15 protein-coding genes are annotated in these 21,116 nt (G+C 69.2%); 4 read left to right on the top strand and 11 right to left on the bottom strand.

All coding sequences use genetic code 11. The features are described from left to right. Positions 1–204 precede the first annotated feature (204 nt). The 10 genes from dxs to yicI form a co-directional block, all read right to left on the bottom strand. On the bottom strand, positions 205–2,118 hold the full coding sequence (gene dxs, locus ACWCWD_RS15995) for a 1-deoxy-D-xylulose-5-phosphate synthase (protein WP_450773359.1): 1,914 nt from the start codon (positions 2,116–2,118) through the stop codon (positions 205–207). Positions 2,119–2,408: 290 nt separating this feature from the next. Then, on the bottom strand, positions 2,409–3,701 hold the full coding sequence (locus ACWCWD_RS16000) for a sugar ABC transporter permease (RefSeq protein ID WP_450773360.1): 1,293 nt from the start codon (positions 3,699–3,701) through the stop codon (positions 2,409–2,411). Next, positions 3,698–4,486: an ATP-binding cassette domain-containing protein gene (locus tag ACWCWD_RS16005; protein WP_266710173.1), complete on the bottom strand. Its 789-nt coding sequence runs from the start codon at positions 4,484–4,486 to the stop codon at positions 3,698–3,700. Before ACWCWD_RS16005 ends, ACWCWD_RS16000 begins: the two co-directional genes overlap by 4 nt. 260 nt (positions 4,487–4,746) lie before the next feature. Continuing rightward, the gene (locus ACWCWD_RS16010; protein WP_450773361.1) at positions 4,747–5,871 is read right to left on the bottom strand and encodes a sugar ABC transporter substrate-binding protein; all 1,125 of its coding nucleotides are present in this window, start codon (positions 5,869–5,871) and stop codon (positions 4,747–4,749) included. 121 nt (positions 5,872–5,992) lie between these two features. Continuing rightward, positions 5,993–7,192 (bottom strand): ROK family transcriptional regulator, encoded by a 1,200-nt coding sequence (locus ACWCWD_RS16015; RefSeq protein WP_450773362.1) that lies wholly within the window; start codon positions 7,190–7,192, stop codon positions 5,993–5,995. A gap of 214 nt (positions 7,193–7,406) precedes the next feature. After that, entirely contained in the window at positions 7,407–8,336 is a 930-nt protein-coding gene (locus ACWCWD_RS16020; protein ID WP_450773363.1) for a carbohydrate ABC transporter permease, read from the bottom strand. Continuing rightward, the gene (locus ACWCWD_RS16025; RefSeq protein WP_450773364.1) at positions 8,336–9,256 is read right to left on the bottom strand and encodes a carbohydrate ABC transporter permease; all 921 of its coding nucleotides are present in this window, start codon (positions 9,254–9,256) and stop codon (positions 8,336–8,338) included. The genes ACWCWD_RS16020 and ACWCWD_RS16025 overlap by 1 nt, the downstream gene beginning before the upstream one ends. Before the next feature lie 49 nt (positions 9,257–9,305). After that, positions 9,306–10,751, bottom strand: coding sequence for an N-acetylglucosamine/diacetylchitobiose ABC transporter substrate-binding protein (gene ngcE / locus ACWCWD_RS16030; RefSeq protein ID WP_450773366.1), 1,446 nt, complete (start codon positions 10,749–10,751; stop codon positions 9,306–9,308). An 819-nt stretch (positions 10,752–11,570) separates the two neighbouring features. Then, positions 11,571–12,206 (bottom strand): histidine phosphatase family protein, encoded by a 636-nt coding sequence (locus tag ACWCWD_RS16035; protein WP_450773367.1) that lies wholly within the window; start codon positions 12,204–12,206, stop codon positions 11,571–11,573. 233 nt (positions 12,207–12,439) lie between these two features. Continuing rightward, positions 12,440–14,695, bottom strand: a complete 2,256-nt coding sequence (gene yicI / locus ACWCWD_RS16040) for an alpha-xylosidase (protein ID WP_450773368.1) — start codon at positions 14,693–14,695, stop codon at positions 12,440–12,442. Positions 14,696–15,478: 783 nt separating this feature from the next. Between yicI and ACWCWD_RS16045 the strand changes: the two genes are divergently transcribed. Genes ACWCWD_RS16045 through ACWCWD_RS16060 form a run of 4 tightly spaced genes read left to right on the top strand, consistent with a single transcriptional unit; the run spans position 15,479 to position 19,982 of the window. Then, positions 15,479–16,741 (top strand): ABC transporter substrate-binding protein, encoded by a 1,263-nt coding sequence (locus ACWCWD_RS16045; RefSeq protein ID WP_450773370.1) that lies wholly within the window; start codon positions 15,479–15,481, stop codon positions 16,739–16,741. A gap of 11 nt (positions 16,742–16,752) precedes the next feature. After that, positions 16,753–17,724: a carbohydrate ABC transporter permease gene (locus tag ACWCWD_RS16050; RefSeq protein WP_450773372.1), complete on the top strand. Its 972-nt coding sequence runs from the start codon at positions 16,753–16,755 to the stop codon at positions 17,722–17,724. 5 nt (positions 17,725–17,729) lie between these two features. After that, positions 17,730–18,593 carry a carbohydrate ABC transporter permease gene (locus ACWCWD_RS16055; RefSeq protein WP_450773374.1) on the top strand — a complete coding sequence of 288 codons (864 nt, stop codon included), beginning with the start codon at positions 17,730–17,732 and terminating at the stop codon, positions 18,591–18,593. Between the two features lie 9 nt (positions 18,594–18,602). After that, positions 18,603–19,982: a GH1 family beta-glucosidase gene (locus ACWCWD_RS16060; RefSeq protein WP_450773376.1), complete on the top strand. Its 1,380-nt coding sequence runs from the start codon at positions 18,603–18,605 to the stop codon at positions 19,980–19,982. A gap of 109 nt (positions 19,983–20,091) precedes the next feature. Here the strand turns inward: ACWCWD_RS16060 and ACWCWD_RS16065 are convergent, their stop codons facing one another. Further along, the gene (locus ACWCWD_RS16065; RefSeq protein ID WP_450773412.1) at positions 20,092–21,027 is read right to left on the bottom strand and encodes a phosphotransferase family protein; all 936 of its coding nucleotides are present in this window, start codon (positions 21,025–21,027) and stop codon (positions 20,092–20,094) included. Between the last annotated feature and the right edge of the window lie 89 nt (positions 21,028–21,116).

Genomic DNA, 21,116 nt, shown 5'->3' on the forward strand with positions numbered 1-21,116 from the left:
TCATGGGGAGGTCCCCCGGACTCGGGGCGCCTTGCGGGGCATGTCGCGCGAACGGGCCGGTGCCACCACCCGTACAGGGAGGCGGCACCGGCCCATTCGGCGGTACGCGGGGGTGCGCCGGGCGGCGTCCGGCGCGGGTCGCGCCCGGCGTCGGGGCCGGTCGCGGGGGCCGGCCGGACGCGGCGGCCGGTCGCGGGCGGCGGGTCAGTCGCGGGCGGGCTCCGCGTCGCGGGTCTCGTAGCGGCCGTCGAGCTTGGCGACGAGCCCGGTGACCTGGCGGGCGATGTCCGGGGCGGTGAGGCCGATCTCGGCCATGACCTCGTTGCGCGAAGCGTGGTCGAGGAAGACCGGCGGGATGCCGAAGTCGCGCAGCGGCAGGTCGACGCCGGCGTCGCGGAGCGCCTGGGCGACGGCGGAGCCGACACCTCCGACGCGGCTGTTGTCCTCGACGGTGACGACGACCCGGTGGCGGTCGGCGAGCGGGGCCATGGCCTCGTCGACCGGCTTGACCCAGCGGGGGTCGACCACGGTGGTGGAGATGCCCTGGGCGTCGAGCAGGTCGGCGATCTCCAGGCACATGGGGGCGAGCGCGCCGACGGAGACCAGCAGCACGTCGGGCCGGTCGGTGTCGGGGACACGCAGCAGGTCCATGCCGCCGACGGTGCCGACCGCCTTGACGGCCGGGCCGACCGCGCCCTTGGAGAAGCGGACCACGGTGGGCGCGTCGTCGACGTCGACGGCCTCGCGCAGCTGGGCACGGACCTGGTCGGCGTCGCGCGGGGCGGCGATCCGCAGCCCCGGCACGCACTGCAGGATCGACATGTCCCACATGCCGTTGTGCGAGGCGCCGTCGGTGCCGGTGATGCCGGCCCGGTCCAGGACGAAGGTGACGCCGCACTTGTGCAGGGCGACGTCCATCAGGACCTGGTCGAAGGCGCGGTTGAGGAAGGTGGCGTACACCGCGAAGACGGGGTGCAGTCCGCCGGTGGCGAGGCCGGCGGCGGAGACCGCGCCGTGCTGCTCGGCGATGCCGACGTCGTAGATGCGGTCGGGGAAGGCTTCCTCGAACTTGCCGAGGCCGACCGGCTGGAGCATCGCGGCGGTGATCGCGACGATGTCCTCGCGCTCCCGGCCGAGCTTGACCATCTCCTCGCCGAAGACGGAGGTCCAGTCGAGGCCGGAGGTGGAGATCGGCAGCCCGGTGTCGGGGTGGATCTTGCCGACGGCGTGGAAGCGGTCGGCCTCGTCCTGGAGGGCGGGGGTGTAGCCGCGGCCCTTCTCGGTGATGCAGTGGACGATGACCGGTCCGCCGAAGCGCTTGGCGCGCAGCAGGGCGGACTCCAGGGCCTCGATGTCGTGGCCGTCGATGGGGCCGACGTACTTCAGGCCGAGGTCCTCGAACATGCCCTGGGGGGCGATGAAGTCCTTGAGGCCCTTCTTCGCGCCGTGCAGCGTCTCGTAGAGCGGCCGGCCGACGACGGGGGTGCGCTCCAGGAGGTCCTTGCCGCGGGCGAGGAAGCGCTCGTAGCCGTCCGTGGTGCGCAGGGTGGCGAGGTGGTTGGCGAGGCCGCCGATGGTGGGCGCGTAGGAGCGCTCGTTGTCGTTGACGACGATGACGAGCGGGCGGTCCTTGGCGGCGGCGATGTTGTTGAGCGCCTCCCAGGCCATGCCGCCGGTGAGGGCTCCGTCACCGATGACGGCGACGACGTGGTCGTCCTTGCGCAGCACCTCGTTGGCCTTGGCGAGGCCGTCGGCCCAGCCGAGGACGGTGGAGGCGTGCGAGTTCTCGATGACGTCGTGCGCGGACTCGGCGCGCGACGGGTACCCCGACAGGCCGCCCTTGCTCTTGAGCCGGGAGAAGTCCTGCCGGCCCGTGAGCAGCTTGTGCACGTAGCTCTGGTGGCCGGTGTCGAAGAGGACCTTGTCGCGGGGCGACTCGAAGACCCGGTGGAGGGCGATGGTCAGCTCGACCACGCCCAGGTTGGGGCCCAGGTGCCCACCGGTCTTGGACACGGCGTCGACCAGGAACGTACGGATCTCCCCGGCGAGCTGTTCCAGCTGGTCGAGGCTGAGCCGGTCCAGGTCGCGCGGTCCCTCGATGCGGGTCAGCAGGTCCACCCGTGCCTCCTTGCGTGTGAGCTGGTCGAGCGTGTCGATTCCGACGAGTCTAATGTTCCGGCCCGGTGCCGCGGCATCGGGCGGTGCGTTCCTTCTCACGCCCGGAGTACCACCGGTCGTGAGCGCCCGGGGCGCGCACCCGCCGCGACCCCGCGCTGGATGCTTCTACCCCGGGAGCGCCGGTCGTCCCCCGGGACGGCCTCGAACACGGCGGGAACACGCGCCGCACACGGACGCGCGGGTGCCCGGCACCCCCTGAGGGACGCCGGGCACCCGCGCGGAGCCGTGGTTCAGGCGCGGCCCGCCGTCTTCTGGGTCTTCCGGGTGACGGAGTCGATGCAGACCGTCGCCAGGAGGACGGCACCCGTGATCATGTACTGGACCGGGGTGGCGATGCCTTCGAGGTTGAGACCGTACTGGATGGAGACGATCACCATCACGCCGAGGAGGGCGTTCCAGGTGCGGCCCCGGCCACCGAAGAGGCTGGTGCCGCCGATGACGGCCGCCGCGATGACGTTCATCAGCAGGTCGCCGGTGCCGGCGCTCTGGTTGGCGGAGGCGATCTTCGAGGCCCAGAACAGGCCGCCGATGGCGCCGAACGTACCGGCGATGGCGAACACCGAGACGCGGATCGCGGTGACGTTGATACCGGCACGGCGGGACGCCTCGACGCTGCCGCCGAGGGCGAAGATCTTCCGGCCGTAGGCCGTACGGCGCAGGACGAAGTCCGTGAGGACCAGGGCGACGATGAAGAGGACGAACGCCAGGGGCAGACCGCGGTCCTGGTTGAACATGAACGCGGCGGCGAAGGCGAAGACCGCCAGGACGACCGTGCGCAGGATGATGTCGGCGAGCGGGCGGGACGGGACCCCGGCCTTCTCACGGCGGCGGCTGTCGAAGAAGGCCGACAGGAAGAAGGCCACCACACCGACGGTGGCGAGGCCGTAGGCCGCGGCGACGTCCGTGAAGTAGTAGGTCGTCATCTGGCCGACGACGCCCTTGCTGTCCAGGTTGATGGTGCCCGTGTCGCCGAGCAGGTTGAGCATGAAGCCGAGCCAGAACAGCAGGCCGGCCAGGGTGACGGCGAAGGCCGGGGCGCCGATCTTGGCGAAGAAGAAGCCGTGGATCGCGCCGATCACCGCACCGCTGATGATGGCTATGAGAATGGCGAGCCATTCGTTCATGCCGTGCGTGATGGTGAGCACCGCGACGAGGGCGCCCGAGACACCGCTGACGGAGCCGACCGAGAGGTCGATCTCACCGAGCAGCAGCACGAAGATGATGCCGACCGCCATCATGCCGGTGGCGACCATCGTGACGGAGATGTCGGTGATGTTCTTCGCGGAGAGGAACTCGGAGTTCATGCTCTGGAAGACGACGCAGATGATGACCAGGCCGAGGATCACCGGGAGCGAACCCAGGTCACCGGCGCCGATCTTGCGCTTGAACTCGCTGAAGTAGCCGCTCAGGCCCTGCTCGCGGACGAGCAGCCGGGGGTCGATCGCGGTGGCGGCGCCGTCGGCGGCCTCCTGGTTGACGACCGGCGAGTCCGCCGTGGCGGTGGAGGTCTTGTCCGTGGTCACTTCGAAACCTCCGCGGTGCGCGCCGCACGACGGGTCACGGCGTTGTCCGTGGCACCCGTGATGGCAGAGATGATCTCTTCGTGCGAGGTGGTCTTCACGTCGAAGACGCCGTTGTTGTGGCCGAGACGCAGCACGGCGACCTTGTCGGCCACCGCCTTGACGTCGGCCATGTTGTGGCTGATGAGGATGACCGCGAGACCGCGCTCGCGCAGTCGCTCGACCAGGTCGAGGACCTGGGCGGTCTGCTCGACACCGAGGGCGGCCGTCGGCTCGTCGAGGATGACCAGCTTCGGCTCACCGAGCATCGAACGCGCGATGGCCACCGTCTGGCGCTGACCGCCGGAGAGCGAGGCGATCGGGATGCGGACGCTGGGGATGCGGATGGAGAGCGTGGAGAGCAGCTCGCGGGAGCGGCGCTCCATCTCCACCTCGTCGAGGATGCCGAAGCGGCGCAGCTCCCGGCCGAGGTAGAGGTTGCCCACGACATCGAGGTTGTCGCACAGGGCGAGGTCCTGGTAGACCGTCGCGATGCCCAGACCCTGCGAGTCCTGGGGGCGGTTGATGTGGACCGGCTTGCCCTCCCACTCGATGACGCCGTCATCGATGGGGTGGACACCGGCAATGGTCTTGACCAGCGTTGATTTACCGGCACCGTTGTCGCCGACCAGGGCGACAACCTCTCCGGCGTGAACCTCGAGGTCGACTTCGGTGAGTACCTGTACGGCACCGAATCGCTTCGAGACTCCTCGCAACGCCAACACGGGCGTAGCGGACACGTGAACCATCTCCTTCGCCGCCTGACCGGCGGGGATGCCGCGCCTGGGGGGAGGCGCGGTGGTTGAGCAGAAGAGAAAGCGAGAAGCGTTTCCGTCCGGCGCCCCGCCCCGTTAGCGGGGCTGGTGAAGGGGCGGGGCACCGGACAGGCTTCGGGCGGGCGGGCCGCTGCGCGGCGGGCCCGGGGCCGGCTGCTCCGCCGGTGCGGGGCCGGTCCCTGCCGGGACCCCGCCGGCCGCGCGGAGGCGGTGGCGGGGTCCGGCGGGTGGGACTACTTCAGGCCGAGCGTGTCGCAGGCGGCCTTGTACTGGCCGGTGCAGATCTGGGCGACGGTGTAGACGCCGTCCTCGATGACCGTGTCCTTGATGTTGTCCTTGGTCAGCGAGACGACCGGGACGAGGTAGGTCGGGACGCCCTTGGTGGTGGGGCTGTCCACGGTCGAGGTGGCGACCGACGCGGCGATCTTCTCGCCCTTGGCCAGCGAGACGGCCATGGTGGCGGCGGCCTCACCCTCGGGGGCGTACGGCTTGTAGACGCTCATGAACTGCTCACCGGCGACGATGCGCTGGACACCCGCGAGCTCGGCGTCCTGACCGGTGACCGGCGGGAGGGTCTTCAGGCCGGAGGCCTTGAGGGCGGTGATGATACCGCCGGCCATGCCGTCGTTGGCGGAGTAGACGCCGACGATCTTGTCCTTGCCGAGAGCCGTGATCGCCGCCTCCATGTTGGCGTTGGCGTTCTCCGGCTTCCACTCCTTGGTGTCGTACTCCTTGCCGACGGTCACCTTGCCGTCCAGGACGGACTTGGCGCCCTTCTTGAAGAGTGCGGCGTTCGGGTCGGTGATGGCGCCGTTCATCATCACGATCTGACCCTTGGAGGCGTTGTCGCCCAGCGCCTCCAGGAGAGCCTTGCCCTGGACCCGGCCGACCTCTTCGTTGTCGAAGGAGGTGTAGGCGTCGATGGGGCCCTCGGCGAGGCGGTCGAAGGCGACGACGGGGATGCCCGCGTCCTTGGCCTTCTGCACGCTGTTGGCGATCGACTTGGAGTCCACCGCGTCGATGATGAGGGCGTCGACCTTGTTGGTGATCATGGTCTCGACCTGCTGCGCCTGCAGCGTGGCGTCCTGCTTGGCGTTGCTGTAGACGACCTTCGCCTTGCCGCCGGTGAGCTCGCTGATCTTCTTCTCGATGATCGGCTTGTCGAACTGCTCGTAACGGGCGGTGGCGTTCTCCGGAAGGAGCAGGCCGATCTTGAGGTCGTCGCCCTTCTTGGCGGACGACGACGAAGAGTCGTCCGCCTTGTCGCCGGACTCCTTGGCGCTCCCACAAGCGGCAAGCGAGACCGCCATGGCGGTGGCGGCAACGGCGACAGCGGCACGACGCATACGCGTGTTCATAACTCGAACCTCCCTGACGAGGCCGCGACGTTGCGGCCGAGGTGGACGGAAGTCAACTCGGCCGCAAGGGCGGCGTCAAGGAGTAAATACTTAACGAGATGACAACGGTGCCATTCGTTATCTAAGTGAAGGCAGGAGTGCCCGGCGAGAGAGTGGTCTCCAACAGGGTCGAATCGCCCATCTCGCTCAGCACGAGGGCCAGCGCGCCGAGCACCTCGGCCCGGCCGCCGAGCGCCCCGGGGAGCACCGAGAGCTGTCGCGCGGCGCTCGGGATGGAGTAGCGCGCGACGGAGTCGCGGATGGGCCCGAGGACCAACTCCCCTGCCTCCGCGAGCGATCCGCCGAGAACGACCCGGCTGGGGTTGAGGAGGTTGCACAGGTTCGCCACGCCGCTGCCGATGTGCCGGCCGACGTCGGCGATCACCCGGCGGCACCCCGGGTCGCCCTCGCGGGCCAGCTGGACGACCCGGTCCATCGTCAAGTCCGGCCCATGGCTGGGCCGTAGGAGCGGCAGGACGTACCGGGCGGCGGTGAAGGTCTCCAGGCACCCGCGGTTGCCGCAGCGGCAGACCGGGCCGGCCTCGTCGAGGGTGATGTGGCCGATCTCCCCGGCGGTCCCCCCGGGGCCCCGGTAGATCGCCCCGTTGATCACCAGACCGGCGCCCACCCCGCTGGCGACCTTGATGTACGCGAGGTCCCGGACGCCCCGCCCGCTCCCCCAGACCAGCTCCCCCAGGGCCCCGAGATTGGCGTCGTTGTCGACGTAGACGGGCACGCCGAGGCGGGTGGCGAGCTCCGCGCTGGGATTGATGCCCGTCCATCCCGGCAGGATCGACGTGGAGCCGAGGGTGCCCGACTCCACGTCGATCGGGCCGGGCACTCCGAGCCCCACCCCGATGATCTTGTCCTGCCCGATCCCGGTGGTCCGGATCAGCCGGTTGACCAGCGCTTCCGCCCGCCCGAACCCCTCCGCGGAGGAGGCGTCCACGTCCATCGGTTCGGACTCCTCGGCGAGGACCTGGTGGGCGAGGTTGCCGATCGCCACCCGGAGGTGCGTATGGCCGAAGTCCACCCCGATCACGACGCCCGCGTCGCCGCTGAGCGAGACGCTCCTGGCCCTGCGGCCGCCCGCCGAGGTGGGGGTCACCTCGACGGTGCCGCCGTCCTTCAGCTCGCGCACGATGTTGGAGACGGTGGCCGCGGAGAGGCCGGTACTCCTGGCGATTTCCGCCTGGGTGAGTGACCCCGCCATGCGCACGGCACGTACGACCCGCTCGAGATTGGCCCGATGCAGAGATGTCTGCGACCCCGGAGTCTCCATCGACTCACTCACTCCTGCCGTTTTCTCTAACATGTGAACCAATAGCTGACCGTTCCAGGGTGTGCCCCGTCAAGACCTTGAGCGTGCGGAGCCCGTATGAGCGCGGCACCTCCCCACATGAGGCCGGCCGAATTCGGGGGAACACGGACGAAACCGCCCAACGGCCGGAGGCGGTTGGGCGGTTCCGTGGTGAAGCGGGGATGAAGCGGAGGTGCTACTTGAGTGCTCCGGCGGTCAGTCCGGCCACCACCTGGCGCTGGAAGACGATGTACGCGGCGAGGACGGGGAGCATGGCGATGACGAGTCCGGCGAAGAGCCCGGAGTAGTCGCCCTTGTACCCCTGGCTGGTGGAGAGCTCCACCAGGCCCTGCGCGAGCACCCGCTTGTTCGGGTCGGTGTTCAGCACCGTGGGCAGCATGTACTGGTTCCACTGGCCGAGGAAGTTGAAGATCCCGACGCTGATCAGCCCCGGCCTCGCCATCGGCAGCATCACCTGGAAGAAGGTCCGGGTGTGCGAGGCGCCGTCGATCAGCGCCGCCTCCGCGACCGAGGTCGGCAGGGTGCGGAAGAACGAGGTCAGGAAGAACACGGTGAACGGCAGCGAGTACGCGATGTACACGAGGATCAGGCCGTGGATCGTGTTCAGCAGCCCCATGTTGTCCATGACGTAGAACAGCGGGACCAGGGCCAGCATGACCGGGAAGCTCATGCCGCCGACGAACAAGAAGTAAATGAACCGGTTGCCGGGGAACTCGAACCGGGCCAGTACGTACGCGGCCATCGAACCCAGTACCAGCGTGCCGATGAGCGATCCCCCGACCACCAGGACGGTGTTGAGGAAGTACTCGCTCATGTGCGCCTGGTTCCAGGCCCGTCCCCAGGCGTCGAAGCTCAGGGAGTCGGGAAGCGCCCACGGGGAGTTGAAGATGGCCTTGTCCGACTTGAAGGCGGACATCACGGCCCAGAACAGCGGCAGGATCACCAGGATCGCCCAGATCACGAGCACACCGTGCGAGAACACGTTGAGGACGTGTCCCTCACCGCGCTTCGCCCGGGCCGTGCCCGCGGTGCCTGCCTCGGCGCTCCGCTGTCCGGGGACTCCGGCCTCCTCGCGGAGGGCGGGCGGGGTGTCAGTGGTCTTCATCAGTACTCCAGCCGCTCGCGCCGGCCCAGCTTCATGACGACGGCGGCGAACGCCAGGGTCACGAGGAGCAGGGCGACGCCGATCGTGGTCGCGTATCCGGCCTGTCCGTCGCGGAACGCCGCCTGGTAGACGTACAGCGGCAGGACGGTGGTCGAGTAGTCCGGTCCGCCGGGCCCGACGCTCATGATGTTCACCACGGCGAAGCCCTCGGCGCCCAGCGCGAGGATGCCCATGTAGACCCAGCCGGACTGCACGGTGTCCCAGAGCAGCGGGAGCGTGATCCGGAAGAACGTGGTGAACCTGCTCGCCCCGTCCAGCAGCGCCGCCTCGTAGAAGTCCTTCGGGATGGACGCCATGCCCGCCGAGAAGAGCACCACGAAGAAGCCGGTCGTGCACCAGACGAGGACCGCCATGATGCACCAGAGCGCGAGCTTCGGATCGCCGAGCCAGTTCGGCGGGTGCTCGACTCCGAACGCCTTCAGCGAGCCGTTGATCATGCCCTGGGCGGGGTCGAAGGCGAACTGGAAGAGGATCGCCACGATCGCGATGGAGAGAACCTGCGGGAAGAAGTAGGCGATCTTGTAAAAACCCGATCCGCGCACGCCCGAGATGACCGCGCCCTTTCGGCGCCGGCCGCCCACATTGAGCATGAAGGCGAAGAAGAGGGCGAGCCCCAGCGTCACCAGCGGCAGCAGGATCGCCAGCAGCACACTGTGCTCCAGCGATTTCCAGAAGACGTCGTCCTTGAACATCTTGGTGTAGTTGTCGAAGCCGACCATCTCGAAGTCGGGGCTCAGCCCCGTCCAGTCCGTGAACGAGTAGTAGATGGACTGGATGAAGGGCCAGACGACGAAGATGACGTACAACGCCATCGGGGCGATCAAGAACCCGACTATGAACCGGTATTTACCGTGCTGCATCGTTACCGACTCCGACCTTCCTGCCGTGCCGCCGCTGGTGACGCGTGGATCACTGGTGCTTGAAGTGCTTGATGGACTGGTCCTTGGCCGCCGCGTCCGCGTAGCCCTGGATCTTCTTGATCGCCTCGGCGGGGGTCGCGCGGCCGGCCATCATCTCGCCGAGACCGGAGACGCCGATCTGCTCCTTCTGGAGCTTCACGTACCAGTCCTGCAGGCGCGGGTTGACGACGTTGGTCCCGGCCTTATCCAGCGCGGCGACACCGGACTTGAGGCCGTCCGACAGCTCGATGCCGTCGGTGCCGCCGTTGTAGGCGGACAGGGACTTGGTGCTGGTGGTGAAGGACTTCGAGGAGGCCTCGCTGAGCATGATGCGCAGCTGCTCCATGCCGCCTTCGGCGTTCTTCGCGTTGGCCGGGACGATGAAGGGCTCACCGCCGGACGCCCAGATGGTGCCGAAGGGCATCTTGTCGGAGGCGTCGAGGCTGGAGGGCGCGCCCACGGACAGCTTGAAGTCCTTGGGGATGATGGCCGCTTCCTCGTTCTCCACCCAGGAACCGTTGGGGATGAAGAGCGCCTTGCCGTTGGCCCACGCGCCCTGCGAACCGCGGTGGTCGAGACCCGGGGTGCCCTCGAGGATGTAGCCCTTCTTGAAGAGCTCGTAGTACGCCTCGAACGCGGCCTTGACGGCGGGGTGTTCCCACGCCTTCGGCTCCAGGTTGTCGATGGCGTCGAGCACCTCGACGCCGCCGATCTTGGCGATGAAGGGGTAGAGCGAGAACGGCAGGTAGTAGGGGTACTTGCCGGCGTAGGTCCAGCCCGCGATGCCCTTCTTCTTCGCCTTCGCACAGAGCGCGAGCATGTCGTCCCAGTTCTCCGGGTACGTCGCGTCGAGCTTGTCGAGGGCGGTCTGCGAGTACCAGACGCCGTACACGGTGTAGGCGTAGTACATGATCCAGACCGGGTCGCCGTCGAACTGGCCCATCTCGACGATTCCCGGGCGCAGGGTGTCGCGCACCGTCTTGTTCGGGTCGTCGATGGACGCGGCGTCGAGCAGCGGGGTCAGGTCCGCGAGCTGCTTCTTGCCGACCAGGACGCCCATGTCCATCTGCTGGGCACCGGAGTTGTCGATCAGGTCCGGCGGGGTGCCGCCGTTGAAGCGCGGCTGGAGGACCGACTGGATCTTCTGCGTCTTGGAGAACGTGACCTTGGCCTTGGGGTACGTCTTCGCGTAGACGGCCTTGGCGTCCTCGGCGTACTTGGTGCCGAACCCGCCGTCGAAGATGACCAGTTCGAGCGGTGCGCTCTCGTTGACGGCCAGCGGGTTCTCCGCCGACTTGGTGCCCTTCTCGACCTTCTCGTCGGAGCCGCTGTCGCCGCTGGCGCAGGACGCCAGGAAGCTCATCGTGGGAACGGTGATCACGCCGAGAGCGGCGGACCGCTTGATCAGATCGCGACGGCCGAGACCCTCATTGTTGTGGGCGGAGGTCGATCCCATGCTCAAGTCCTCACCTTCATCAGGACTCAGGCGGTGTACCGGTCACCCGTCGAGATCTCGCCTCAGGCGAAGGGCCCCGCCACCGCGCGGTCGGTTGCGCTTGGGTCGTGCAAAGAGACGTACCGGATTGCCTGACTCGGCCCGGCGTGCCGGAAGAACGTACAGCGAAGCAGCTCATGACGTGCCTCGTACCGCTCCCCCGCACCCCTCCGAGTGCACGACCGTGTGAAACGGCTGTGCAGACGCCGACAGGTATAGTCCACTTGCGGGCGACGGAGCAAGATCGAATGCAGGTTTGCCCGGGAGTCTTTCCCGAGTTGAGACCTCGCGGATACGTCGGCACCGTGCGCCCCGGGCCCGACGGCAGCATTTCCGGTATTTCGACGATTCGCCCGGCACCTCTCCCGTAACCACCAGGAAACACGGGACCACCCGGCCGTCGCACGGGTCCGCCCGGGGCGCCCGGAGTGCCCGTTTCCGGCGAAATCCACCCGTCGCCCGGGTCACAACAAATGGCGTCAAACACCGGTCCGGACGGGAAACACCCGTGATATCCGCCCGGAGCGCCAGGAATTCGATCCGGGCGAATCGGTCGAGTTCATGTCGTACACCCGCATCATCGGTGCGGCTGTGTTCAATTCCCGAACGTGCAGGAAACGAAGGCGACAGGCCCGTGCGGGCGGGCGCGGAACGGCCCGGCGGAAAGCGGAACGGCCGGCACCGTGTCCCTCCGGTGCCGGCCGTACGTGTCAGGTGTTGCCCGGGGTGCCGTGTGCGCGACCGCCCGCCGCCACACGGCGGCCGCGGCGCGCGGCGGACTCAGCGGTCCCGGCGTACCTCCCGGACGAGGCTCTCGGGCAGGGCCAGGTTCCAGGCGGTGATCACGGGCTGCCCGTGCTCGGTGCCCAGCCGGGAGATCGCCCCGGTGGCCAGCTGGAAGAGGTTGCCGCCGGCCGGGGGCAGGTCCAGGTAGCGGGCGGTGAGCACGCGCAGGAAGTGGGAGTGGGCGACGAGCACGATGTCCTCGTCGCTCGCGAGGCCCTCGGCCGTCGCGCGTACCCCGGCGAGCACCTTGTCGGCCCGCTCGCCGATCTCGGCCGGGCTCTCGCCCGGGTGCGCGGTGGGACCGGCCTCGACCCCGTCGGTCCAGAGGTTCCAGAGGGGGCGGGTGCGGTGGATGTCGACGGTGGTGATGCCCTCGTAGCCGCCGTAGTCCCATTCGCGCAGCTCCGGGATGATGCGGGGCGAGGTGAGTCCGGCCAGTTCGGCGGTGCGGCGGGCACGGACCGAGGGGCTGACGAGGCTGAGCCCGATCTGCCGGTCCGCGAGCAGCGGGACGAGTGCGCGGGCCTGGGTCTCGCCGAACTCGGTGAGCGGCAGATCGGTGTAGCTGGTGTGCCGGCCGTTCCGGGACCATTCGGTCTCGCCGTGCCGGATCAGGATCAACTCGCCCATGGTGCGTCCGTTCTTCGTGCGTGTCGCTGCGATCATGCAAACCCGCCGGACCACGATCGCATTCCGTACGGACCGCCGCCCCCGCGACGCGCCCGCCCACGAGGCGGCCTGCGGCGGCCCGCGGCGCACCCGCCGAGCGCACACCGCCCTCGGTGACGCGCGGGCGGGAAGGGCGCGTCACCGGGGGCGGCGGTCCGTACCGGGGCGACGGTCGCGCCCCGGTCGTATACGAATCAGCCGCGGACCACCCGCAGGGAGTCCTCGCCCACGAGCTCGACGGTGTACGGGCGGGCCGTGTCCGAGGTCACACGGACCGTGTCGCCCTCGCGGACCACCCGGAAGGTCGCCGCGGGGGCGCCGGTGAGGTCGGGAACGGTGACCGTGCGGGTGAAGTCACCGGTACCGGCGGGGGCGTACACGCGCAGTTCGAGTCCGTCGAGCCAGTCGCCGTCCGGGCGCGAGACGTCCGCGCCGAGCGGCAGGACGGCGCCGGGCCTGACCAGCAGCGGGAGGCTGTCGAAGCCGTGGGTCTCCCGGCGCCAGGCCGGTCCGGTGACCGTCTCGCCGGAGAGCAGGTGGGTCCAGGTGCCCTCGGGGACGTAGTACTCGACCTGCCCGTCCTCGGTGAAGACCGGGGCCACGAGGACGTCCCCGCCGAGCAGGTACTGCCGGTCCACCGTGCGGGTCGCCGGGTCGTCCGGGAACTCCAGCAGCATCGGGCGCATCACCGGGACGCCGGTGCGGTGGGCCTCCACGGCGGCTCCGTACAGGTACGGCATCAGCCGGTGCTTGAGCTCGGTGAACTGCCGGGCCACGTCCACCGCCTCGTCGCCGAACTCCCACGGCACGCGGTAGGACGAGGAGCCGTGCAGCCGGCTGTGCGAGGAGAGGAGGCCGAAGGCGAGCCAGCGCTTGAAGACGGCCGGGTCGGGGGTGCCCTCGAAGCCGCCGATGTCGTGGCTCCAGAAGCCGAAGCCGGACAGGCTCAGCGAGAGCCCGCCGCGCAGCGACTCGGCCATCGCGCCGAAGGAGGACCAGCAGTCGCCGCCCCAGTGGACGGGGAACTGCTGGCCGCCGGCGGTCGCCGAACGGGCGAAGAGCACCGCCTCGCCCTGGCCGCGCTCCTTCTCCAGGAGCTCGAAGACGGCCTTGTTGTAGAGGTGCGTGTAGTAGTTGTGCATCCGCTCGGGGTCGGAGCCGTCGTGCCAGACGACGTCCGTGGGGATGCGCTCGCCGAAGTCCGTCTTGAACCCGTCGACACCCTGGTCGAGCAGGACCCTGAGCTTGCTCTGGAACCAGGCGGTCGCCTCGGGGTTGGTGAAGTCGACCAGCGCCATGCCGGCCTGCCACTTGTCCCACTGCCAGACGTCGCCGTCGGCGGTGCGGACGAAGTAGCCCTTCTCGGCCCCTTCCGCGTACAGGGCGCTCTTCTGCGCGATGTACGGGTTGATCCAGAGGCAGATCCGCAGGCCCCGCGCCTTGAGGCGGGCGAGCATGCCCACCGGGTCGGGGAACACCTCCGGGTCCCATTCGAAGTCCGACCACTGGTACTCGCGCATCCAGAAGCAGTCGAAGTGGAAGACGGAGAGCGGGATGCCCCGGTCCGCCATGCCCTCGACGAACGAGGTCACGGTCTTCTCGTCGTACGAGGTGGTGAACGAGGTCGTCAGCCAGAGGCCGAAGGACCAGGCCGGGGGAAGCGCGGGGCGGCCGGTGAGGGCGGTGTAGCGGGCGAGGACGTCCTTGGGTGTCGGACCGGCGATGACGAAGTACTCCAGCGTCTGGTCCTCGACGCTGAACTGCACCTGCCCCACCGCTTCGGAGCCGACCTCGAAGGAGACCTTGCCGGGGTGGTTGACGAAGACGCCGTAGCCGCGCGAGGAGAGGTAGAACGGGATGTTCTTGTACGCCTGTTCGCTGCTGGTGCCGCCGTCCGCCTGCCAGATGTCGACGACCTGGCCGTTCTTCACGTACGGCGTGAAGCGCTCGCCGAGCCCGTGGATGGTCTCGCCGACGCCGAGGGCGAGTTGTACGGCCATGTGGTGGCCGCCGTCCGGCACGGTGGCGAAGGCGGTGCCCTTGCGCCCTGCGGCGGTCAGCGGGCGGCCTTCGCCGTCGAGGAAGTCCAGGCCGAAGGCGCCCGATTCGGAGAGCCGCAGGGTGAGCGGGCCGCTGGTGAGCTCGGCGGCGCCGTTCTCCCGGCGGGTGGTGGCGGTCGCCTCCCCGGTGGCGCCCGGCAGACCGAACTCCGGGCCGGGGTTGCGCTTTCCGGCGAGGTGGGTGACCCGCACGCCGATGACGCCCTCGGCGGGCGAGTACGCCTCGACCGTGATGAGCGGGGCGTTGAGCGTGTCGCCGCGCCGCTCGACGCGCTTGACCGCGGCGTAGGCGGTGAGCCGGTCGGTGTCCAGGCGCAGATCGCGGAGTTCGGTGGCGTACGAGGCGACCACACCGTCCCGCATCTGCCAGAAGCCGTCGGTGAACTTCATGGGGGGTCCTTAGCCGTTCTGCAGTGGTTCGGAGGATCGGGAGTCCGCGGGGTACGGGAACGCGGAGGCTCGGGAACGCGGAGGCTCGGCAACCAGGAGGCTCGGTGACCCGGGGGTCCGGTCCGGGCGTTCGGCCCGGGGTCCGGTCCGCGGAGCCGGTCCGGGGGTCGCCTTCCGGGGGCACGGGGACGCGGGGACACTCACCGCACGGCCGCGGAACCGGCGCACGGCCCCGGCCTTCCGGGCGCCGCGCGCACGGCGCCCCCCGCAGCCGGCCGCGCACGGCCGTCGGCCTGCCACTTCCCGTATCCCTCCGGACGGCATGGCGCACCTCGTTCCTGGGAGTCTCATTTGATCGTACACAAAACAAATACGCCGCGATTGCTGTGGATCGGCCGTGAATATCGGTACTCGGGACGATGTGGACCGGCATGCGACGGTGAAGTTGCCCTGGAGTGACCGTTGTGTCACAGAAGCGGTCTGGTGCGACATCGACTTGAGGAGTATTAGTACTTGCACTGAACAAATCGGCCGGGCAGCCGAGGAGCCGTCCGGTCCGTCGACCACGAGGCAGACATGTCGGACCACCGCACTCCCGCTTCCGGTTCCGCTTCCGCGGACCGCTTCCGCTGACCCATCGGCCTGGGTGACCCCGCGCACGTCCGCGCGGCTCGCCCTCCGCCGGGTACGGAACCAGCCGGACCCCTACCCGGAGCACACCCCCCTCCCGGAGACACCGCTGTCTCCCGGAGCCCGGCCCACTCCCCACGCAAGGGCACCCTCGTGACAGCACACATAACGAACGGATCGCGCCCACGGCGCCGCCGTCTCGACCGGCGGGTCCTCGTCCCGCTCACCGTTGTCTCCGCGCTCGTCGGCACCGTCGCTCTCTCCGGCTGCGGGCAGCAGCGGGACGCGAGCGTGTTCACCGTCCTGAACTCATCGACGGACGACTCGTACCACGGCTGGGACGCCGCGACCCTGAAGCGCTGCAGCAAGCAGCTGGGCGTCACCATCGAGCAGCAGTCCGTACCGGCCGCGCAGGTCATGACGAAGTCGCTGCGGATGGCCTCCTCGAAGTCACTGCCGGACATCATCCAGTTCGACGGCTCCGAGATGCCGACGTTCGCCGAGACCGGCGGGCTGCTGGACCTGAAGAAGCTGGGCGTCTCCACCGCGGACATCCCCCAGGGCATCCTCGACTACGGCTCGTACAAGGGCACGTACTACGGGGCGGCGCGCACGGTGAACACCCTCGCGCTCTTCTACAACAAGGACATCCTCGACAAGGCCGGTCTGCCGGTGCCCACCACCTGGGCCGAGATGCAGGCCACCGCGAAGCAGCTCACCGAGAAGGGGAGCTACGGGATCGCGCTCAGCGCGGGCGGCGCGGAGGACGGGGTCTACCAGTTCACGCCGTTCATGTGGTCCAACGGCGGCGACGAGACCGACCTCGACTCGCCTCAGGTGGTCCAGGCTCTGGACTACTGGAAGTCCCTGATCAAGGACGGCTCGCTCTCCAAGTCCACCGTCAACTGGACCCAGGCCGACGTCAACGACCAGTTCATGGCGGGCAACGCGGCCATGATGATCAACGGCCCGTGGCAGGTCGAGACGCTCAACACGAAGAAGAACCTGCACTGGGGCATCGCGCAGATCCCCGTGCCGAAGGCCGGCGACGACTCGGTGGGTCCGCTGGGCGGCGGGATGCTGACCATCCCGGACGTCGGGGACACCGCGCGGGAGAAGACCTCCGCGAAGATCGTCAACTGCATGACCAGCGAGCAGGAGGAAGTCACCTACGCGCTGAACAGCTGGATGATCCCGGCCAACGAGAAGGCCGCCGCCGTCTGGCGCGAGAAGGTGCCGTCGCTCAGCTCGCTCGCCGACCAGGTGGCCACCGCCCGCTCGCGCACCGCGCAGCTCGGCTCCGGCTGGACCTCCGTGTCGCTGGCCCTGCAGAGCGCCTTCCAGTCGGCCCTCACCGGCCAGTCCAGTGAGTCGGCCCTCCAGCACGCCCAGCAGCGTGTCGCGAGCGGGAACTGAGGTATCCGAACATGTCGTCCACCGCTGCTTCCGCACCTGCTTCCGCCGCGCCCGCGGCATCCGCCCCCGGGGCGGCCACCGCGGCGAAGACCCCGAAGCCGGGCTCCCTCAAGCGCCGCCGCACACTGGCCCAGTGGGGGTTCATCGCCCCCGCCGTCCTCTTCATGCTGCTGTTCTTCGGCTACCCGCTCGTCCGCAACGTCGTGATGAGCTTCCAGCACTACACGCCGTCCACCTTCTTCACCGGCAAGGCCCCCTTCAACGGGTTCGACAACTGGAAGAACGTCTTCCAGGACGACCTCTTCGGCAAGGCCCTGTGGCAGACCATCCTCTTCACGATCGGCTCGCTGATCGGGCAGTTCTGCATCGGCCTCGCCCTCGCGGTGTTCTTCAACCGCCGCTTCCCGCTCAACGGGATACTGCGGTCGCTGATCCTGCTGCCCTGGCTGGTCCCGATGGTCGTGTCCGGTGTCGTCTGGCGCCGCATCCTCGACCAGGACACCGGCGTGCTCAACTCCTTCCTCGGCCTGTTCGGCGCCGGTGACACCCCCTGGCTGAGCAGCACCGGCATGGCGCTGATCTCCGTCATCATGGTGAACATCTGGATCGGCATCCCGTTCAACATGGTGATCCTGTACGGCGGCCTCCAGGAGGTCCCGAAGGAGATGTACGAGGCGGCCTCGCTCGACGGCGCCTCCGCCTGGCGCCAGTTCCGCTCGATCACCCTGCCGCTGCTGAAGCCGGTCATCACCGTGGTGCTGGTGCTGGGGTTCATGTCGACCGTCAAGATCCTGGACCTGGTCCTCGCCCTGACCGACGGCGGCCCCGCCGACTCCACCCAGACCCTGGGCACCCTGACGTACCAGAACTCCTTCGCCCAGCTGGACTTCGGCGCGGGCGCGGTGGTCGGCAACATCCTGATCCTGATCTCCGCGGTCTTCGCGGTGTTCTACCTGCGGGCCAACCGCAACGAGGGGAAGTGAACGGCATGGCGACCACCACTCCCGCCGTTTCGGCCCGCACTCCGGGCAGCCCGGCCGAGAACCGGCCGAAGCGCCGCTGGGGCGCGACGGTCATCGGGATCGTCATCCTCTGCGTGATGCTCTTCCCGCTCTACTGGATGGTCAACACGGCTCTCCAGCCGGAGTCGGGCCTGCTGGAGGTCTCTCCCGTCCCGCACAGCCTGGACTTCTCGGGCTTCAGCTCCGCGTTCAAGGAGCAGGGCGGGCACCTGCTGACCTCGCTGGGCGTCGCGCTCGGCGCCGTCGTCATCTGCCTCGCGTTCTCCGCGCCGGCCGCCTACGGGCTCGCCCAGTTCAAGCTGCGCGGTACGAAGACCGTCGTGTTCGGCACCCTGATCACGCAGATGGTCCCCGGCATCGTCATCGCCAACGCCCTGTACAGCGCCTACGTGGACCTGGGGCTGGTCAACTCGTACGCCGGTCTGATGCTGGCGGACGCCTCGCTGGGCATCCCGTTCGCGATCGTGCTGATGCGCTCGTTCATGGTGGCGATCCCGCGCGAGGTCATCGAGGCGGCCGAGGTCGACGGCGCGGGCAAGTTCCGCACCTTTGTCCAGGTTGTTCTGCCGATGAGCCGCAACTCCCTGATCACAGCAGGGCTGTTCTCGTTCCTGTACGCCTGGAGCGATTTCATGTTTGCCCTCACACTGAACACCACGGACGACGTGAAGCCGATCACCCTCGGCATCTACCAGTACATCGGTGCGCACGTCGGAGACTGGGGCTCGGTCATGTCCGCGGCGGTACTGTCGGCGATCCCGGCGGCCGTCCTGCTCGTCCTGTCCCAGAAGTACATCGCCGCCGGGATCACCGGCGGCTCGGTCAAGTAAGGGCTTTTCATGAGTGAGTTCCCTGTCTTCCCTCCGGGTTTCGTGTTCGGTGCGGCCACCGCGTCGTACCAGATCGAAGGCGCGGTGGCCGAGGACGGCCGCGGCCCCTCGATCTGGGACACCTACAGCCACACACCGGGACGTACGGACGGCGGCGACACGGGTGACGTGGCCTGTGACCACTACCACCGCTACCCCGAGGACGTGGCGCTCCTGCGCGACCTGGGCGTGGACTCGTACCGTTTCTCCATAGCCTGGCCCCGCATCCAGCCGACCGGCAGCGGCCCGGCCAACGCCAAGGGCCTGGACTTCTATTCGCGTCTGGTCGACAACCTGCTCGAAGCGGGCATCGAGCCGGCCGCCACCCTCTACCACTGGGACCTTCCGCAGGCCCTGGAGGACAAGGGCGGCTGGCGGGTCCGTGAGACCGCCGAGCGCTTCGGCGAGTTCACCTCGATCGTGGCCGAGCACCTGGCGGACCGGGTGCCGCGGTGGATCACCCTCAACGAGCCCTGGTGCAGCGCCTTCCTCGGCTACTCCGTCGGCCGGCACGCCCCGGGCGCCAAGGAGGGAACCGGCGCGCTGGCCGCCGCGCACCACCTGCTGGTCGGCCACGGCCTGGCCATGAAGGCGCTGCGCGCCGCGGGCGTCCGCGACGCGGGCATCACCCTCAACCTGGACCGCAACCTCCCGGCGGCCGACACCGACGCCGACCGCGGCGCGGTGCTCCGCGCGGACACCCAGCACAACCTGGTGTGGACCGAGCCGATCCTCGCGGGCCGCTACCCGGCCAGTGACGAGGAGACCTGGGGCGAGCTCATCACCAACCAGGACTTCCGCCTCGACGGCGACCTGGAGCTGATCTCCCAGCCGCTCGACTTCCTGGGCATCAACTACTACCGGCCGATCGTCGTCGCCGACGCCCCGTACCGCGAGGCCGACCCGGCGCTGCGGGTGGCGACCGACAACCGGCTCCGCGAGACGGAGTACCCGGACGTCCGCCGCACCGCGATGGGCTGGCCGGTCGTGCCGGAGACCTTCACCGATCTGCTGACGGATCTGAAGAAGACCTACGGCGAGGCCCTGCCGCCCATCCACATCACGGAGAACGGCTCGGCCGAGTACGACACCGTCGACGCGGACGGCGCCGTACACGACACGGACCGCGTCGAGTACCTGCGCGACCACCTGACGGCACTCAAGGCCGCCATGGACGCCGGGGTGGAGGTCCAGGGCTACTACGTCTGGTCGCTGCTGGACAACTTCGAGTGGGCCCTCGGGTACGCGAAGCGGTTCGGGATCATCCGGGTCGACTACGACACCCAGGAGCGCACCCCGAAGGACAGCTACCGCTGGTACCAGGAGCTGATCAAGGCCCACCGGAAGTAGGGTCTTACGTTCCGGCCGGGCCGGAACGGTGAACGGGGCCGTCCCGCATGTGCCGAGCATGCGGGACGGCCCCGTTCCCGTACGCCCCGTGCCTACGGCGGAGGGAGTTTCAGGACCGGACCAGTTCCAGCGCCTGCTTCAGGTTGTACTCGGCGATGCCCGCCATGAAGGCCCGGTCGGGGAAGTCCCCGTCGAGCAGGCGCAGCGGGCCCGCCGTCAGCGAGAGCCGCTGGGCGAGCATGTACAGCGCGAGCCGGTCCTCGTCCAGGCCGGCCGCCTCCAGCGGCCGGTAGGCGTCGTGCAGGCGGATGCGCAGGAAGACGTGCTCCCACTCGACGTCGAAGTACATCACCCCCTCGATGTCGATCACCACGGGGTTGCCGTCGGTGTCCACCCGCACGTGGTCGGGGCCCAGTTCGCCGTGGACGACCGCGTACTCCGCGCGCGGCCGCACCGCCGCCGCCAGGCCTAGCAGCCGTTCCTCCAGCCGGTCGCGGGCGTCGGCGATCCGGGGGTCGCGCGAGGCGGCCTCGCCGAGGTCGCGCAGCGCACGTGCGAGGACGACCTCCTCGCACGAGGAACCGCGCGAGGTTCCGCCGCCGTCGACCACGGCCACCTTGCCGTACGCCGGTGCCCGGTGGCCCCGCATCGCCGTCAGCGACTCCGCGAGCCGGTCCATGACCGGACCGGCCGCGTGCCGCTCGCGCGCCAGCAGCTCTTCCAGGCTCTCCCCCCGGAGGTCCTCGACGATCGCGAGGCCGCCCTCGCCGTGGGCGCCGTCACGGTCGAGGAGGCGGAGCGCCGGGACGCGGACGCCGAGGGCGTCGAGACGCGCGTGGGCGGCGTGGAACAGATCGATTCCGAGGCCGGGTGAGAACGGGTCGGTGAGGTCGTCGTCGCCCTCGGCGACGGGCCAGTAGTTCTCGTCCTCGTCCCACAGGTAGGCGATCGCCGTCGTCGCGTCGTCCATCACGAGGCGGTAGACGCCCTTCTTGCTGCCGCCCGTGACCCGTTCGACCGCCGCCAGCCGTCGCCCGCCGCCCATCGCGGCCCGCGCCGCGTCCGCCAGCCGCTCCCTCGTCCCCGCCCCGGGTGCCACGTTCTCGACCGCCTCTCCCCGCCGCGACGGCCGCG

The organism is Streptomyces sp. NPDC001493, assembly GCF_053597235.1.